Raw genomic sequence first — 16,927 nt, 5'->3', positions numbered from 1 at the left:
GCTGAGCGGGCTTTGCGCGAATTAAAGACAGCATTTATTTATCGCGCTTAGTTCAATCGTCAGTATGACATTTTACTTGAATTCCTGATGGGCGGATCAATTAGCACCGACTCCTCAGGGTTGCCCTTCTTGAACAAGGTAAGCGTGTACTGCCAGGTGCCAGGGTTATTCTTATCTTTCACGATCAGGGTACGTCCGTCATCTTTGGTCTTTTCGAACGCAAATTCGCCCTGATCCGGCTTTCCGACTCCGGCCTGCCAGGAAGAATCACATACCGGATCACCGAATTGATTCAGGCTAGCGTCCGCCTCGCTGGCAACAGGATCAAAGTAGAAGCTGAAGGACTGACTGTTGAATTCATACCCTTCATAGACACTCTCAGCAAGACGGAATTCCAGGGTAATGGTTTTATCGGCCTCGGAGTTGTTAATGTCGATCGCGCCATTGGTTTTGATGGTTCCCGGAAACTCCCTACAGTGCCCGGTATCCGCCTCAAACTTCACATTACATTCTGCGCCCCGGTCCGCTGGACCGATCTTGATTTTAAACACCTTGTTTTTAGTCTTGCCTAACGCATCGCCTCCCTCAACCGCGGAGGATTCTTCCATTTTTTCAATATCCAGAGTACTCATACTTATCTCCTTTAGTTTTCTTTCGCCATTTCTACATCTCCATGTACTACCCCCAAACAACGCTCGATCCTTTGCTCAATCGACTCCAGCCCAAGGCGCGCCTTTGCCAGGAAAACCGCTCCGGTTTCACTCGAGCACTGCAACGCATACCGGGCAGGATCTGCAATAGACTCCAGCGCCTTCTGACTCTCTTTTAGATATGCAAGTTTTTGCTGCGGGTCTGCAGCAGGGTCCGCGGCCATAACCAGATTTGCCAACACTCTGAGCGCCGCTACATAGCCTCCAGGCCGGACCTCTTGGCGATCAGCGACCCAGTTCAGAATCTCACCAGCCGTCTCCCGCTCTCGATAGTCCGCAATTCCACGGCCAGCTAGCAACATCAATCTCAATTCAGCCCACCAACGAAGTACCTGCACTTCATTATTATCGGGCAGAGCATTGGCCAAAGTGCGAATGTCACCCAATAACGCTGCCCCATCCGAGAGTCCTTTTCCAGAAAACAGTATCCGCTCTAGCCGCACCTTATAGACCTGCGCCCGGTATTCCTTGTTATCCGGATCCTGTTGTGTGAGCTGCCTCGCGGTATTCATGGCCCGACGGTAAAAACGATCCCCTAGCTCTGCCTCACCAACCAGATGGTAAAGTCCCGCAAGCTGATGCTCTGTCGTCAGCAGATCTCTTCTCAGGTCATCGCGTTTTGGCTCTTCCTCACGCCATTGCTCGATCGCATCGAACTGTTTTAGTCGAGCCGCTATTGCCCTGCTATATTGACCGCGCGCTAGCTGCACACTGGCGATCCAGCCAAGATTATTGATCCGCTCCTGTCGGGCTTCCTGGTTGTCAGGCATGGCCGCGAGCAGACCCGCAGCCTCCTCGAACAGGGCCAGGCTGTTTTCCAGTTTTCGGTACTCAAAATACAGAACGGCCTGCGCGGCCAGCGCATAGGACAATTCCAGTTGCCAACTGACATTGTCCGGATCAGCCGTGACCAGTTGCCTGGCAAGTGCCAGATACTGATCGAACCAGTGCCGCGCTTTTTCGTAATCCCCTCTTTCATAATCCGGATAGCCAACCCAGAAAACACTTTGCGCATGATCGTAGATGCGCTGAGGGTCATCCGGAGCGCGCTTCAACATCTCCCCCGTTTTTTGCGCAGCCATGGCGAACAGCTGGATGGCCTGGTCCACATCGCCAGCCTCCTGACGCATCTGCCCCAGCATATGCATGGCGCTGGCCTGGCGCCCAAGCGCATCGTCCTGCAGCGATGCATCATCCTGAGCGGCGTAGTATTCGAGTATTCCTTCGCCAACAACGTCGAGCACGTCCAGGCGCCCGATAGGTTCAAGCTTTTCCCGTAAATCCGTCAGCATCAGGTTCACCAGGCCCTCTGCCGCATGACGTTGTTGCTCGGCCAGGTTCCTGGCCTTGATCGCCGCATAGGAAAGGCTGCTCAGCACCACTACCGCCAACATGGCAGCCGCACTCAGAACCCTCAGGTTGCGCACACGCAACTGATGGTCACGGCGTACCAGCTCGTCCAGCTGCAGGCCCAGCATGGCCGCCACCAGCTTTAGCAGGGCCATTCTTTTGCCATCACCCTGCGTGCGCAGGTCAGCCGCCAGGGGCTCTGCCGGCTGGTCCGACAACTGTCCGTTGGCATCCAGCCTGAATCGCAAGGCAGCCGGGAGGCATTCCAGTTCCGGCTGCGAGGAAGCTGCGGCGAATGGCTCGCCATCGATAATCAGGGCAAAAATGGGCGCGTTTTCACCGTGCAGACGGCGGAAGTAGAGAATCTCTTCCTGTACCCAACGCGACTTTGCCGCGCCGGGAGAACAAACCACGATCAGGCTTTGCGCCTGACCGAGTTGCTGGTCAAGTTGCTGCTCGAGATCCGCCGCCACAGACAGATCTGAGCGATCCAGAAATATCTTTCCCAGGCGCGCGGGAATCTGCCCCCTGGCTGTTTTGCGCCCGACCAGGTATTTCGGCACGCGATAGGATTCGAGTGCGCGTTGCAACCACTTCGCTGCACGCACATCGTGATGACTGTAACTGATAAAGGCCCGATACCGCCGGGGACTTTCTTGCTGCTCCATGCTTGAAGTCCGGCAACCCGACAAGTGATTTGAGCTATCAGCTTATTGCAATAAGCCGGATGTAACCAGTAAATTTCAGCGCCTCCTCAAGCAACGTAAATTAAGGCGACAAAACTGTTAAGTCGGCCCATTCAACCTTGTACAAACTAACAAACTGGGCGTGCGAACAGGGCAAACTTACAGATCAATACAGGGCGGGTTTCACCGCATATTTCTGTGCGCAGCTTGCGAAATTCCGCCAACAGGGTAATTTAGGGGTTTGGAAATCCGGGGGCCCACCATGATCAAGAGAACCTGTCCTGAATGTCGCGGTAGCCTGGTGCTGCTCATCAGCATCGGTCGCAAGGTCTGCGCTGACTGCCACAAGGAATTCAAGTGGGACCTGGACAAGGACCAGAAGCCCCTGTTTGGCCCACGGGCCTGCGTGCACCCGCCGCGCGAACACGAACAGAACTGATTGATCCCGCATCCGCGACCCTTTAGAAAAAGAAGATTCATCATGCCTATCCAACGCCTGTTCCGGGGCACGGCACTGCTTTGCCTGCTCCTGGTGACTCTTTCCAGCCAAATATCCAACGCTTTAGCCAGCGAAAACGCCAGCACACAGCTGCAGGCACTGATCGACGACCACTGGCAGTACTACCTGGAGGAGAACCCGACGACTGCGGGCCGCATGGGTGTGCCGGGATACAACCATCGACTGCCGGCCGCCGCCCCCGCCGACATCCAGCGTCGCCTGCGCGCGGAGCAGACCTTCCTGCAGCGCCTTGAGGGCATTGAACGCAGTGAGCTGGACGACACGCAACAGGTCAATTACGACCTGTTCGGCTGGGTGCTGGAAAACTCCATCGAGGGCGACAAACTCGGCCTCGAGCGCATCCCGCTCAATACCTTTTACGGGTTCCACAGCCTTGCGCTGAATGCCAGTAAAGGCCTTGCCATGCGCAAGGTCAGCGATTACGAGGACTACCTGAAAAGGCTGGGAGAGATCCCGCGATACTTTCGCGAGAACATTGCCAATATGCGCCGTGGCGTAGAGGACGGCTTCGTGTTACCAAAAATCGTGGTGCAGGGCATTGCCCCCACGGTGCGCGCACAGGTCTATTCAGACCCCACCAAAAGCAGCCTGTACGAGCCCTTTGAAGCACTGCCAGCCACTATGCCTGAGGCGGAACAGCAGCGCCTGCAGGCCGCCGGCAAAAAAGTGATCGGTGAGGCCGTGATCCCGGCGTTCCGGGAGTTCGCCGATTTCTTTGAAGGCGATTATCTGACGGCCGCGACCGACAGCCTCGGTGCAGAACAGTTGCCGGGCGGCAAGGACTACTACCGCCACGAGATCAAACAGTATGTGACACTCGATATGGACCCGGCAGAGATCCACAAGATCGGCCTGGCGGAGGTCAAGCGCATCCGTGCGGAAATGGATGCGTTGATCAAGGAGTCCGGCTTCAAGGGTGACTTCAAGGCGTTTACCAAATTCCTGCGTACGGACCCGCAGTTCTATGCAAAGACTGCAGAGGAGCTACTCAAGGAAGCGGCCTATGTGGCCAAGCAGATCGACTATGTAATGCCGGAGTTTTTTGGCCACCTGCCGCGCATGCCCTACGGCATAGTGCCAGTCCCGGATGAGATTGCGCCCAACTACACCACGGCGTCCTACAACAGTGCTGCCATCGGCGGTACCCGCGGCGGGGCCTACTGGCTCAACACCTATGCGCTCGACCAGCGCCCGCTATACGAACTGCCCGCACTGACCCTGCACGAAGGTGTGCCTGGCCACCACCACCAGAACGCGCTGTCGCAGGAACTGGAGAATGTGCCGGAGTTCCGAAAACAGCTGTACCTGAGCGCCTATGGCGAAGGCTGGGGCCTTTACTCGGAGCGCCTCGGCATCGAGATGGGCATCTATAAAACGCCCTATGAGCACTTCGGCCGCCTGAGCTATGAAATGTGGCGCGCCTGCCGCCTGGTGATCGATACCGGTGTGCACTCGCAGGGCTGGAGTCGCGAGCAGGCGCTGGACTTCCTTGCCGACAACACCTCGCTGTCCGAGGGTAATGTACGCGCGGAAGTTGATCGTTATATTTCCTGGCCGGGCCAGGCACTGTCCTACAAGATGGGGGAGATCAAGATCCGCGAACTGCGCGCGGAAGCAGAGGCGGCACTGGGAGACGATTTTGACATCCGCGCCTTCCACGATGCGCTGCTGGGTAACGGCGCCCTGCCACTGTCACTGCTGGAAGCACAGATGGATGCCTTCGTAGCACGACAGAAACTGCAGATCGCAGACCCGAAAAACAAAAAGAAATAACGGCGCTATTCGTAACCTGTTAACCGTTACCGAGCTGGTAGCGGTCATTCAGCTCCGCAATGCGCCGGCGATAGCTTTCCTCGGCGCAGCGGCGCCGGTCTTCGCTCTTCCAGCAATCGTTGCGACCCTTGATCCAGCCGCGCTGTTCCGCGCGCAGGTACTTCTGTTCGTTCTCATCCACAGTCTTTTCCAGTGCCTTCTGGAAAACCTCTGCAAGTTCACGATCCAGCGCAGCAAGGCCGGTATCCAGGCAGATCATCTGCTCAATACTGCTTTGTAACCTGGGCGTGCAGGGGAACGAAGGGGTAACCGCGATGACACTGCGCTCTCGCGGCCTGGAGTAATCTACGGTGTGGTCGCAACTGCCGTCTTTTTCACAGTCGTTGATGCCATCTCCATCGACGTCCCAGCCGGGGTGCATACCGGCACCCCGCGTTTCGTCCGGGGGCAGCGTTTTTGCGGTCTGTGGATCGGCGTTGCTGCAACCGGCAGCGAACAAAAGCAGTGCAGCCGGCAGGATCGCGCGCAGTCCCCGTGCTGTTACCATTTCAGCTTCATGCGCAGCAGGCTTTTGTCTTCCCCGAGTCCGCACATTTCCTCATAGGGGGTCTGCTGCTCCAGCCAGACCTCGTCGATCTGCGCGGAGTGAAAGTGCTGGCGAATTTCATCGAGACAGTGGAATTTGACCGGGCGATGCTGACGGTCCGTCAGCAGGCGGGTTCCCGTATCATCGACCGTCTCGACAAGATAAATATTTCCCTCAAGGGACCTGATTTGTAGGTTCATATTTCCTCCCACGGCCGGACCCTCCCTCAGGGTCTGCATTCAGCTTAGGGTGTATGCGGGAAAACGGAAATGCACCTAAACGACCCCCATCGCCGCCAGAAATGCAGCCGCTGCCGCAATCATCAGCGCTATGGCCCAAATCAGGTCGAAGTTGATCCAGCGGCTGCGTAATATCGCCAGGCCAAACTTGCGATAAACCAGCCAGGCCGTCACCCCCATGACCGCGACCATCGCCAGTGTATGCACGCCCACCCCCAGCCACAGGGCACCGCCCGCAGCCAAGGCGTGATCCGCATGCGCGCCCGGGTGCTGTACGATATCCAGGTCCAGGTCTTGCGCCATACCCTGCTGCTCTGCCATGCGAAGCAGCGCGGGCATCACCATCAGGCCGGCACCATGTGCCGTAGCCATCAGGAATGACCACAGGAACAGGTCGCCCATGCCGACTTTCATCCCCACCCAGCGGGGGTGACGGTAGAAGTTGAAGAGCTTGTACAGGCCGAACAGGAACAGGGCGAACGCGGTCAGCCATTGCAGCTGCCCCAGGGAAATAAATCGCAGCCCGAGCAACACCAGTACCGCCGCCAGAGCGATGGCCAGCGCGTGCCCCGCAGCGATGGGCAACAGGGATAGCCAGATCACTTTTTCGCTGCGCTGCTGCAAACCCAGTGAGAGTGCGAACAGCCAGCCCATGCCGGGATTCAGCCCGTGGAAGGCACCGAATCCCAGCATCGCCAGCCACGGTGCAACTTGTGCCATGCCGCCGTCCACACGCTCAGGAGGGGTAGCAGAAGGAATCGGTGGAAGAGTCTCCGCCTTCCAGGCGCACCTGATGCACCCGGGTTTCACCGAAGTCGATAAAGAAATCCGGGTCCAGTGCCATACCACCGTCCTGGTGCACATCCACCTTTACCATCCAGCCCCCCATGCGCTCCGGATAGAACTGATCATCCCAGGTGCTGTAGAGGGAATTGGTAAAGTACACGCGCTTGCCATCGCGGCTGATTTCCACCATCTGGGGCCCGCCCAGCAGCGGCCCCGCGGACTGTGGGTGCGGGGTCTTGTTGATGATGCCGCCGATCTGCACCTTGCCGGTGAGCTTCGGCACCAGCGGATCGCTCACATCATATTGATGCAGTTCGCCCAGGCCCCAGCAGGACACATACAGGAAGCGGTCATCCAGCGACAGGTCAATGTCGGTAACCAGTGGCGGCACCGCGCCGAAATCCTTCAGCAGTGGCGGCAACTGGTCTGGATCTGCCTCAACGGCCGGGATCTCGATCACCTTGCGCATGCGCCAGTCACCATCCTGCTGGTGCCACATCCAGATGGATGCGGACAGGTCTTCGGTACTCACCACCACCCCCGCGAAGCCGTAATTCTTGCGCGGGTCGTGCGCTGGCCGCAGCTCCAGCAGCATCTGGTGTTGCGCGCCGATATCCACGCTCTGCAACAGTTTGCGCCTGCGCAGGTCCCAGAAGTGTATCCGGTGCCCGTATTGATTGCCGAGCAGGTCTGCCGGTACCAGGCCATCTTCAAACTGGCCCGGCTTTGCCCACTCGCTGCTGATCAGCACGTCCTCGGCCAGGTGCCACCAGAAGTCGTACGCCAGCTGCTGGTCGCCGCGATGTATTTCCCAGGGCCCGATTACCTCAAAGCTGAAATGATCCATCAGGAAAATACCACCGGGGCCATCATCACCATTGGCGGAGCCCAGCGCACTGATATAGATCGCATCCGGACCGCAATGGATGGTGTGCGGGCGGCTGTAGCCGGAACGAGCCATCACATCCTCCGGTTCGATCACTTTGGTGATCTTCGGCGCGCGTGGATCCGGCCTGGTATCGATGATGTACAAACGCGAACTGCGCATACCCGGCACGATCAGGTAGCGCCGCTCCAGGTGCGGATGCGGGGCCTGCGGGCAAAGCGCAGAACTGCAGGCATTCCAGCTGAAGTGATGCAGCTCGTCGCCCACGTTGGGCAATTCCAGCGTATACACCAGCTGGCCGTAGGTCGGCGAAACGACATCCAGGTCCACCACACAGATGGCATCCGGTTTGTCATTGCGGCCATGGTTCAGCGCCGCCACATAGGCGTGCCTTTCGGGCGGGGCCTGCATGGCCATTTTTGCGGATGGATAAAAAGACGGGTCCGGTTTCCAGAGTGCCATAGAAGGCCTCGCTGCAGGCGATGTGAAAACAGGAATTATAGTGAGCCTGCGCTTTCACGGGCCTGCCGGGCGGGCAGGCACGTCTACTCGCCTGCCAGTCCCCGGTGAAATACGCGCTACCGGGACAGGGCCCGTGCAACGGCGGCCTGCGCATGAATCTCGACGGTATCGAGCAGAGGCAGATCGGTATCGCCTGGCCGCACCAGCAGGCCGATTTCGGTGCAACCCAGAATCACGGCTTCCGCGCCCTGCTCACGCAGGGACTCGATAATGCGCAGGTACACAGCCTTAGACGCCGCGTGAATGCGGCCTAGGCAGAGCTCATCGTAAATCACATCATGCACCAGTTTGCGCTCATCAGCGCCAGGCACGATCACATCGATACCAAACCGGTTTTGCAGCCGGCCGCGATAAAAATCCTGTTCCATGGTGAATGCGGTGCCCAGCAGGCCCACCCGGGTAAACCCGTGCTCACGGATCACCTCCGCGGTTGCATCCGCAATATGCAGCAGCGGGATATCCAGCGAAGCCTCAATACGGTCCGCCAGCTTGTGCATGGTGTTGGTGCAGATCAACAGAAAGTCCGCGCCTGCCGACTCGACGCGCCTTGCCGCAGTAACCAGCAGCGCTCCGGCCGCCTCCCAGTCCCCGGCGTGTTGCAGTTTTTCGATCGGCTCGAAGTCGACGCTGTACAGCGCGACCTGGGCGGAATGCAGGCCACCGAGTGATGCCTTCACCTGCTCATTCACCCGGCGATAATAGGTTGCGGTGCTTTCCCAGCTCATGCCACCGAGCAGACCGATCACTTGCATAGCGCGCCCCTTCCAGAATCTGTACAGACTTGAATGCGTCAATGCATCGATTATGCGCGATTGTGGCAAGCCGCGTCACCGGTTTACTTGGGCATAGGGCGGGTGTAGGCTCAGGAAAAGGTCGTGAGAAAGTTCACGGATGTTAGAAGGATTTACGTGACGGGGGTACGCATGCCTGAAGACCTGATTGACGCCCAGATTTCACCACCGGGGCAGCTCGACATACTGTCCAAGTATGAAATCAACAAGCTCACCGATGACAGCCGCGGCCCGCAATACCAGCTGTTCCGCAACTGTTCGCTGGCGGTACTCAACTGCGGCAATTACATGGACGACGGCAAGGAGCTGCTGGAGAAGTACGCGGACTTCGATATCTCCGTCATCCCTACAGAACGCGCGGTTAAGCTGTCGGTAAAGAATGCACCGGCCAGCGCCTTTGTGGACGGCAAGATGATTCGCGGCATCGCGGAGCACCTGTTTGCCGTATTGCGCGACATTATTTACGTCAGTAGCGAGATCACCGGTGACCCGCGCTACGACCTGGTATCTCCCCAGGGCGTGACCGATGCCGTATTCCACATACTGCGCAATGCCGGCACTTTCGAGCAATCGCGCCATCCCAGGCTCGTGGTCTGCTGGGGCGGCCATTCCATCTCGCGCGAGGAATACGATTACACCAAGAAAGTCGGTTACGAGCTGGCCCTGCGCCACCTGGATATTTGCACCGGCTGCGGCCCCGGCGCCATGAAGGGCCCCATGAAAGGCGCCACCATCGGCCACGCCAAACAGCGGGTACGGGACGGCCAGTACCTGGGGATCACCGAGCCCGGCATCATCGCCGCCGAGGCACCCAATCCTATCGTAAACGAACTGGTGATCATGCCGGATATCGAAAAGCGCCTGGAAGCTTTTGTGCGCACCGGCCACGGCGTGCTGGTGTTCCCGGGCGGCGCCGGTACCGCGGAGGAAATTCTCTACCTGCTGGGCATCCTGCTACAGGAAGAAAACCGTGAGCAGCCATTCCCGCTGATTTTCACCGGACCCGCCAGCGCCGCAGAATACTTCATCCGTATCGACCAGTTCATTGCCAGCACACTGGGCGACGCGGCGCGATCGCGCTACCAGATCATTATTGACGATCCGGTGGAAGTGGCGCGGCAGATGGCCATCGGCGTAGAGAAAGTACAGGAATACCGCAAGGCTACCGGCGATGCCTACTACTTCAACTGGCAGCTGAAGATCTCGCCGGAATTCCAGCGACCGTTCGCGCCCACACACAAGAACATGCGCGAGCTTGCACTGCACACCAACCAGGCGCCGCACCTGCTGGCTGCCAACCTGCGCCGCGCATTCTCAGGCATCGTGTCCGGGAACGTGAAGGATGAGGGCATCCGCGAGGTGGAGAAGCACGGCTGCTATGAATTGCATGGCGAGAAACAACTGATGCACAGCATGGATATATTGCTGCGCTCATTCGTGGAACAACATCGCATGAAGCTGCCGGGCAAGGTGTATAACCCCTGTTACCGGATCATTTCCGGTGAGACGGCCTAGACCGGCCTGGCACTATCGCGTATTGCGAAAGTTTCTCAGCTCCAACAGCAACCAGTCCGAGCTCAGGATCTCCTTTGCATCGCCGCAGCGCACCTTGTAGGGCTTGCCGGAGATACTGCTCTCGGAGGCCGCGTAGTTGATAAAGTCCTCAGCGCTTTTTACCAGGCCGCGCTTCTGCACGTAGCGGTACTTCATGCGGATATGCTCCAGCGCCTCGCTGGCCGGGTACCATTTGCCATTGCGGTAGAAATCGCAGGTGGATGCGTGAACAAATCCGAGAAGATGGTCTATTTCCCGCTGCACCGCGGCATCCGGCTCCTCCGCCAGGCTTGCCAGCGGCAATGTGCCCGGCACTACGAGCAGCAGTGCCAGCAGCAGTTTTTTCAGATACATACTTCCCCCGCAAACCTGCGCGCCTCCATCCAGTCTAGCGACAAATCGAGCCACAGCCAGTCCAGTTACCGCCAGTCCAGCTACAGCCCGCACTGCCGCTCTGGCACTATGCAAATAAGAGCGCGCCTCAGCAGGCGCGCTCCCATTGCCTGTGGTCGCTCAGGCCCCTTGCCAGGTAGTCCCACTGATCGACGAGAATACGCCGATTCTGCAGGATCAGGCCTTCATAGACATTGGGCCGAAACGGCACCATCAGCAGTGGCATACCCGCCTGTTCCGGTGTACGCGCCGCCTTCACCTGGTTGCAGCCCCGGCACGCAGCCGCGACGTTTTCCCAGCGATCCCGGCCACCCTGCGCACGCGGGACTATGTGATCGCGGGTCAACTGGGCGGTAGCGAATACCTGCCCGCAGTAGAGGCAGTGAAACCGGTCCCGCGCGAACAGGTTGGCATTGGTCAGCGCTACCTGTTTGGGCGGTGCCTTGCTCGCCTCACGGCCGGCGATCACCGGCGCGATAGACAGGCAGCTGCGTTCGCCATTGCGTTTCCAGCCACCACGCAGGTCACGGCAATCGCCGAGCGCCCACAGGACGTTGTCCTTGGCATAATGAATTGCTGCATCTTCACGGCTGATCCAGCGTTGCGGCAGTCCTGCCGCGTCGAGATAAAGAACCCGTGCCATTGTCTCGTTCCTCGTAACGCCGGCACCAGGCCGGCTTTATCCTTTTACATTCACCACCTGTCGCAACTGGTGCACCACCTCAATCAGGTCTTCCTGCGCAGCCATTACCGCGCTGATGTCCTTGTACGCCGCGGGACTTTCATCGAGCACATCCTTATCCAGGCGCGCCTCGATACCCTGCATGGCGATTGCATGGTCTTCCATCGAAATCGCTTTTTTTGCGGCGCCCCGGGACATCGCCCTGCCGGCCCCGTGGGAGCAGGAGCAAAATGCATCGGTATTGCCCTTGCCCCGCACGATGAACGACCCCGTACCCATGGAACCCGGAATAATGCCGAGGTCGCCCGTACCCGCGCGCACTGCACCCTTGCGCGTAACCCACACGTTGGCGCCGTAATGGTGCTCCTGCGCGATGTAGTTGTGATGACAGTTCACCGCCAGCTCGTCCGTGGAAAATGCTGGCAGAAACCTTGTCAGGGCCTGCAGTACTGCAGCCATCATCAATTCCCGGTTGGCCAGCGCGTAGGCCTGCGCCCAGCTCACCGCTTCGACATAGTCATCGAACAGTTCGGTATGCTCGACCAGGTATGCGAGATCCCGGTCGGGCAGGTAAGCTTCAATGTGATAACGCTCCATCTCGCGGCGTGCCTGCTCGATAAAATACATACCGATGCGGTTGCCGGCACCGCGTGATCCGGAATGCAGCATCACCCACAGGCGGTCTGCCTCATCCAGGCACAGCTCGATAAAATGGTTACCCGTGCCCAGGGTGCCAATGTGATGCGCATTGTTGTGCGACCTCGCCTGCGGGTGTTTGGCAATGATGGCGTCGTAGCCGGCCTGTAAGCGTAGCCACTGCGCCGCATGCGCCTCCGGCAGGTTGCGCCAGCGACCACGGTCATTGCGCCCGCCATTGTCGGTACGTCCATGCGGCACCGCACGCTCGATCGCATGGCGGATTTCACGCAGGTTGTCAGGCAGGTCACTCGCGTCCAGGCTTGTGCGCACGGCCATCATGCCGCACCCGATATCCACGCCTACCGCTGCCGGCACCACGGCACCTTTGGTGGCAATCACGGAACCGATGGTGGCCCCCATGCCCCAGTGCACGTCTGGCATTGCCGCCACATGCTGGTGGATAAACGGCAAGCTCGCGATGTTGTGCAGTTGCTGCATCGCTTTTTCTTCGACCTGCACACCGCGCGTCCAGTGCTTGATCGGCCGGCCGTCAGTCTGTTCAAAAAGATAATGAGTCATTGTATTTCCCTGTTACTCCACATCCTGTGGAATAAATTATCTGGTACCGCCGGCAGGACTCGAACCTGCACTTAGGAGGACTTAAAGCTCCTGCCTCTGCCAATTGGGCCACGGCGGTTTAAAGCCGAAAGAAATTCACCCGGTCGGCGCTGCGATAGCCGCGTGCCTGCAGCCAGTTAGCCGCTCGCAATCGCGTATCCGTGGAAACCTGGCTGAGCACCACCTGCTGTGGCAGTACTGCACGCTCGGCTGCCCATGTCAGAAGCGAAACCAGCGAATCACGTGACGGCGCCGGCCGGCTCACCTGCAACACCGTCACCGGGCGCTCGCGCAGGGGCCGTTTTGCCAGTGCGAAGCTCGCCACTTGCAAGGTGCAGTCGTGTTGGTCGGTATTGCCAATTACCAGGCGCATCACAATCCTCCGTTGTGTTTCTTTGCCAATTAAAATGGTCGCTTATTTTTGGAGTGTCCGGTCGGAGTCGAACCGACATGAAACTGACTTTGCAGGCCAGCGCCTCACCATTCGGCCACGGACACACGGTTTGGCTGGGAATCTCGGGCTCGAACCGAGGACCTCCTGGTTAACAGCCAGGCGCTCTACCACTAAGCTAATTCCCAATTTGGTGCAGCGGGCTGGCATCGCACCAGCGCCTTCCGGGCTTCAACCGGACGCTCTACTGCCTGAGCTACCACTGCATTCTGAAAATCAATCTGTCTCCCATTTTCCCCAGCCACAAAAAAACCCGGCTGGGGTTTCCAACCGGGTCTTCGGGTGTTTCCGAAAGTTCCGGTCGGCATGCAGCCGACCGGAATCGATCGGCTACATCTTATTTGCGTCTGTAATCAACATCTCATTACCTTTCGCGCGGATACCGAATCCACACGCAAATTCCTGCGCAAAACGCCAGGCGCATAACTGCTGTCCCAAACTGGGCAGCGCGCGATGCGATATATGTTTCCTGAGCGTTTGCATTTTCTATCTCTTGACGGATGCGCAGCAGTGACCGCGCTGTTTAATCAAAACCTGTCGATAACTGTAACAGCCAAAACCGGTTTTTCAATCCCTAAATTATACAAAAATTCCTATTTTTAAAGGCTTAAACCGTTTTTGAGGCCGAGCGTAACCCTGCAATATTCCTCGCATAAAGAGCTGGGCTAATGGCCATTCACGAATCAACATTCGTCAGTGTGCTCGCTCGATTCCGGTTACCAAGTGCGTCTCCTGTGCACGTTAAACTTTCCAATAATCTGGTAGCCCGCCGCGGTTACGATCCGCGCCCGACCGCTTATGAGGCGGCCGCTCTCACCAGTGAGCTATCGGGCCAGAAATAAAAAACCCCGGAGGGCAAGCCATCCGGGGTTCCTGGGAATAGGGTATAACCGGGGCTTGCGCCCCGCAGAGGGGCATCAGGAAATCAGTATTTCCTCACGCACGTCAAAGCGCTGTGCATTTACGTTGCACAGTAAAATCTTTGAAAAATGCATTGTGGGGTTCTGAATTCTATTCATTGCCATTTCCTGATGAATGCAGGCAGTGTAATTTGTTCCCGGTGGATTGCAACAAGCCCGGTAACATTTCAGGCCTACTTGCCCGGTGTGTACCAGATCGGCGAGGTGTAAGCCCTGTCCTGAGTAGTGGCCGGCACCCGGTCCGGACGAGGAATCTTGAAGAACGCCGCGTCATGGGTTGTCCAGCGCGGTGTCGGGATTTCCAGTACGCGTACGTAGTAGAACGCCGCCTGCGCCGGGTCGAAGTCCGGGTCCTGCCAGTACGCCGTCATCACCGGTTCGCCAATGGTATTGGTGTAGGTCGCCTTTTCCAGGTCCACTGTGGACCCCACCGGCGTCTTGCAGCGACCATCGCGGCCGATCCTGCGCCCGTCCGAAACCGCCACATCAAAGATGCGTTCGTGGGTCTTGCCGTCAGCATCGATCCAGCCCTTGATCACCTGCACGCGGTCGAGATTGGCGCCATCGGGATCACGCAGCGCCCGCACCATAAACTTGGGCGCTTCCCCGCCCGGCCCTTTCGTGAGGTCGCCACCCATGGGCACACCGCGCTGGTAACCCTGGTCGATAAAGTCCGGGCGCGATACCTCGTCTTCCTCGAAATCCCAGCCCGCAAAGACCCGCACCCGGATACGCGTGCCGGTAGTGGCATAGACTTCCTTGCGTTGCATGGCATCGAAAATATCACGCCGGGTATTCTCCCGCGCCCACACCGCAGTCAGGCCGGCAGCGGACTCCTGGGAAGTCAGGATTTTAAGCGCAGGATCGTCTGCCGGGATCACTTCGGTGTTGTGTCGGTCCGGGGAAGGTTCGGTGGCCTGGTATTTGCCGAAGTAGTTTTCCTCGCGACTGGAGGCAAGCGCCGTATGCGTATCGGTAGCCGCCATCAGGCCGAACTTGTAGGGATTCACGCCGATGCGCTTTTGCAGCTCGAGCCCCATACGAAGTGCGGAGCGCGCATATTCGCCGCGCAGCATTTCTTCCTTCTTGGGTGCTGTGCCGGCGAGGTTGCTGACATCCCAGTTTTCAAAGTCCGCGAACTCGTCATCCGGCGACAGGTAGGGATGGGTTTCCTCGTCGCCCTTGATCTGCGACATTTCGTGCAGCGGTTCCCAGCGGATCCGGCGCCTGGCGTAATCTTCCGTGATAGCCTTGCCGTCGAAATCCAGGCCGTTAAACATCAGGCCGTTACTGAGGTTGCCGTTGTGCGGGATCGCAATCGCGCGGCCACCGGTTTTTTCCTCGTAATTGGCCAGGTATTTCCACAGGTCTTCCGGGTTGAGGCTGTCGAACATCGAGTAGGGCATGGTGCGGCCGGTCTTGTCGTGGCCATCGGCAAAGATCACCACCCGGTGCAGGTTGTCGCCCATGGGCGTGGAGGTCCACTCGAACCCGGTCATGGCGGTGAAGCGACCCGGGTCATTGTACTGGTCGGCCTTCTCCACGAATTCCTGCCAGATGGACTCGGTGGCGTCGTTCGAACTCAGCGGGTTCACGCCCTCGATGGTGCCTTTCTGGATAATTTCCGAGAACACCTCCTGCTGCCCCTCCAGTCCGGAATTGAAGCGCTCGTAAGCAGACTTGCCCCAGGGATCCTCCAGCAAGGCCGGGTGCCCCTCGCGCAGCATGGGCGCAAAGCCGATCATCTCCGCATGATCGGTGATCACCAGGAAATCCAGTGGCCGGATCAACTGGAAGCGCTGGCCGGTATTGGAAAGGATCTCCTCGCCGCGCGCGCCGCGGTAGGCCGCATCCACATCGAGCTTGGTGCCAATCAGGCCCGCGTCGAACGACAGGTGGGTGTGGAAGTGGGTATCGCCAAACAGCACCTGGTCCGGATAGCCGCGACCGGCATAGGGCGAATAGACCCGCTCCTGCATCTTGTCTTTTTTCTGGGTCTCGTAGGGAGAGGCCTGTAGCGCAAGCGGGAGTGCCGCGAGCGAGGCAGTAACCAGTAAATACAGCGGTGTTTTCATCGTTTCCTTGCGCGTTGGGGGTTGCGGTCGATCCATGACCGGAGCTTCAGCAAGTCTAGCCGGCCCCCGGCCTGCCGGGGCTGACGCCTGTGCTTACCTGACTACACTCGAAATGACCCCACTCCGGATACCGGCTCCACTGAATGTTCACGATGTTTTACGACGGGCGCTGCCCGCTGTGTATGAAAGAGATCGAACACCTGCGACGCTGGAACAGCGCGGGCGAGGTGCGCTTTGTGGATATCAACAGCGACACCTTCCGCGAGGATTACCCACAGGTAGACCCTGACGCCGCCATGGCAATCCTGCACGGGCAGCTGCCGGACGGGCAGATCATCACCGGGGTCGATGTCACCGTGGAGGCATGGGAGCGCGTGGGGAAGGGGCACTGGGTGCGCTGGTTGCGCTGGCCCGGCATACGCCGTTTCAGCCCGGCGCTGTACCGCCTGTTTGCGCGACATCGCCATCGCCTCGCAGGCCTGCTGACCGGCAGGCAGCGCTGCAGCAGCGACGACTGCCACAGGGACGACTGACACCAGGCGCGGTCAGGGCGATTCCACCACAGGTCCCGCTCTGGTATCATCGCGCCCGCAAAACCTAAGGGGTGGCTTCGGCCTGAGATGCGCGGGGATCCGATCGGTCCCGCCTGCAAACCCTTGAACCTGATCCGGTTAATACCGGCGTAGGAATAGGTAAATCCAAAGAAGTCCTCCTATCGTCGCGCTCCGGGTCTCTTTCATTCTTCT

16 protein-coding genes, 5 tRNA genes and 1 riboswitch are annotated in these 16,927 nt (G+C 58.6%); of the genes, 4 read left to right on the top strand and 17 right to left on the bottom strand.

Annotation, left to right across the window (positions count from 1 at the left end):
* Positions 1 to 59: 59 nt before the first annotated feature.
* Together QSJ80_RS03435 and QSJ80_RS03430 are read right to left on the bottom strand one after the other, a co-directional pair.
* The gene (locus QSJ80_RS03435; protein ID WP_285762865.1) at positions 60 to 632 is read right to left on the bottom strand and encodes a hypothetical protein; all 573 of its coding nucleotides are present in this window, start codon (positions 630 to 632) and stop codon (positions 60 to 62) included.
* Positions 633 to 643: 11 nt separating this feature from the next.
* A complete protein-coding gene (locus tag QSJ80_RS03430; RefSeq protein WP_285762864.1) occupies positions 644 to 2,728 on the bottom strand; it encodes a toll/interleukin-1 receptor domain-containing protein in 2,085 nt (694 codons plus the stop codon).
* A gap of 280 nt (positions 2,729 to 3,008) precedes the next feature.
* On the opposite strand from QSJ80_RS03430, the gene QSJ80_RS03425 reads away from it, so the two are divergent.
* Positions 3,009 to 3,185: a hypothetical protein gene (locus QSJ80_RS03425; protein ID WP_285762863.1), complete on the top strand. Its 177-nt coding sequence runs from the start codon at positions 3,009 to 3,011 to the stop codon at positions 3,183 to 3,185.
* A 42-nt stretch (positions 3,186 to 3,227) separates the two neighbouring features.
* Positions 3,228 to 5,039 (top strand): DUF885 domain-containing protein, encoded by a 1,812-nt coding sequence (locus QSJ80_RS03420; RefSeq protein WP_285762862.1) that lies wholly within the window; start codon positions 3,228 to 3,230, stop codon positions 5,037 to 5,039.
* Positions 5,040 to 5,058: 19 nt separating this feature from the next.
* Here QSJ80_RS03420 and QSJ80_RS03415 read toward each other — a convergent pair whose 3' ends face one another.
* From QSJ80_RS03415 to QSJ80_RS03395, 5 genes are all read right to left on the bottom strand, one after another.
* Positions 5,059 to 5,586, bottom strand: a complete 528-nt coding sequence (locus QSJ80_RS03415) for a lysozyme inhibitor LprI family protein (RefSeq protein WP_285762861.1) — start codon at positions 5,584 to 5,586, stop codon at positions 5,059 to 5,061.
* Positions 5,580 to 5,825 carry a DUF6482 family protein gene (locus QSJ80_RS03410; RefSeq protein ID WP_285762860.1) on the bottom strand — a complete coding sequence of 82 codons (246 nt, stop codon included), beginning with the start codon at positions 5,823 to 5,825 and terminating at the stop codon, positions 5,580 to 5,582. Before QSJ80_RS03410 ends, QSJ80_RS03415 begins: the two co-directional genes overlap by 7 nt.
* A gap of 75 nt (positions 5,826 to 5,900) precedes the next feature.
* Complete coding sequence (locus tag QSJ80_RS03405; protein WP_285762859.1) at positions 5,901 to 6,584, bottom strand: hypothetical protein; 684 nt, start codon at positions 6,582 to 6,584, stop codon at positions 5,901 to 5,903.
* A gap of 16 nt (positions 6,585 to 6,600) precedes the next feature.
* Complete coding sequence (locus QSJ80_RS03400; protein ID WP_285762858.1) at positions 6,601 to 7,998, bottom strand: selenium-binding protein SBP56-related protein; 1,398 nt, start codon at positions 7,996 to 7,998, stop codon at positions 6,601 to 6,603.
* 116 nt (positions 7,999 to 8,114) lie between these two features.
* The gene (locus tag QSJ80_RS03395) at positions 8,115 to 8,810 is read right to left on the bottom strand and encodes an aspartate/glutamate racemase family protein (RefSeq protein ID WP_285762857.1); all 696 of its coding nucleotides are present in this window, start codon (positions 8,808 to 8,810) and stop codon (positions 8,115 to 8,117) included.
* 171 nt (positions 8,811 to 8,981) lie between these two features.
* Here QSJ80_RS03395 and ppnN point away from each other — a divergent pair, with 171 nt between their 5' ends.
* Positions 8,982 to 10,364 carry a nucleotide 5'-monophosphate nucleosidase PpnN gene (ppnN, locus tag QSJ80_RS03390; protein ID WP_285762856.1) on the top strand — a complete coding sequence of 461 codons (1,383 nt, stop codon included), beginning with the start codon at positions 8,982 to 8,984 and terminating at the stop codon, positions 10,362 to 10,364.
* Positions 10,365 to 10,376: 12 nt separating this feature from the next.
* On the opposite strand, the gene QSJ80_RS03385 is transcribed toward ppnN, so the two are convergent.
* The 10 genes from QSJ80_RS03385 to QSJ80_RS03340 form a co-directional block, all read right to left on the bottom strand.
* Positions 10,377 to 10,757 (bottom strand): YfeK family protein, encoded by a 381-nt coding sequence (locus tag QSJ80_RS03385; RefSeq protein ID WP_285762855.1) that lies wholly within the window; start codon positions 10,755 to 10,757, stop codon positions 10,377 to 10,379.
* 127 nt (positions 10,758 to 10,884) lie between these two features.
* Positions 10,885 to 11,439 carry an HNH endonuclease gene (locus tag QSJ80_RS03380; RefSeq protein ID WP_285762854.1) on the bottom strand — a complete coding sequence of 185 codons (555 nt, stop codon included), beginning with the start codon at positions 11,437 to 11,439 and terminating at the stop codon, positions 10,885 to 10,887.
* Between the two features lie 36 nt (positions 11,440 to 11,475).
* Positions 11,476 to 12,696 carry an RtcB family protein gene (locus QSJ80_RS03375; protein WP_285762853.1) on the bottom strand — a complete coding sequence of 407 codons (1,221 nt, stop codon included), beginning with the start codon at positions 12,694 to 12,696 and terminating at the stop codon, positions 11,476 to 11,478.
* A 41-nt stretch (positions 12,697 to 12,737) separates the two neighbouring features.
* Positions 12,738 to 12,814, bottom strand: a tRNA-Leu gene (locus QSJ80_RS03370).
* Complete coding sequence (locus QSJ80_RS03365) at positions 12,815 to 13,108, bottom strand: hypothetical protein (protein ID WP_285762852.1); 294 nt, start codon at positions 13,106 to 13,108, stop codon at positions 12,815 to 12,817.
* Between the two features lie 49 nt (positions 13,109 to 13,157).
* Positions 13,158 to 13,233: transfer RNA gene (locus QSJ80_RS03360), tRNA-Cys, on the bottom strand.
* A 6-nt stretch (positions 13,234 to 13,239) separates the two neighbouring features.
* A tRNA-Asn gene (locus QSJ80_RS03355) sits at positions 13,240 to 13,314 on the bottom strand.
* A gap of 3 nt (positions 13,315 to 13,317) precedes the next feature.
* Positions 13,318 to 13,392 (bottom strand) — tRNA-Phe (locus tag QSJ80_RS03350).
* A gap of 553 nt (positions 13,393 to 13,945) precedes the next feature.
* Positions 13,946 to 14,020, bottom strand: a tRNA-Ile gene (locus QSJ80_RS03345).
* A gap of 259 nt (positions 14,021 to 14,279) precedes the next feature.
* On the bottom strand, positions 14,280 to 16,181 hold the full coding sequence (locus tag QSJ80_RS03340; RefSeq protein WP_285762851.1) for a DUF3604 domain-containing protein: 1,902 nt from the start codon (positions 16,179 to 16,181) through the stop codon (positions 14,280 to 14,282).
* Between the two features lie 143 nt (positions 16,182 to 16,324).
* On the opposite strand from QSJ80_RS03340, the gene QSJ80_RS03335 reads away from it, so the two are divergent.
* Entirely contained in the window at positions 16,325 to 16,714 is a 390-nt protein-coding gene (locus QSJ80_RS03335; RefSeq protein WP_285762850.1) for a thiol-disulfide oxidoreductase DCC family protein, read from the top strand.
* Positions 16,715 to 16,771: 57 nt separating this feature from the next.
* Positions 16,772 to 16,887, top strand: a riboswitch (TPP riboswitch).
* Positions 16,888 to 16,927: the final 40 nt, after the last annotated feature.

This window comes from Biformimicrobium ophioploci (genome assembly GCF_030270605.1).
Taxonomy (GTDB): domain Bacteria; phylum Pseudomonadota; class Gammaproteobacteria; order Pseudomonadales; family Cellvibrionaceae; genus Biformimicrobium; species Biformimicrobium ophioploci.
Note: the sequence above shows the minus strand (reverse complement) of the source record. Positions and strands in the feature narration are given on the sequence as shown.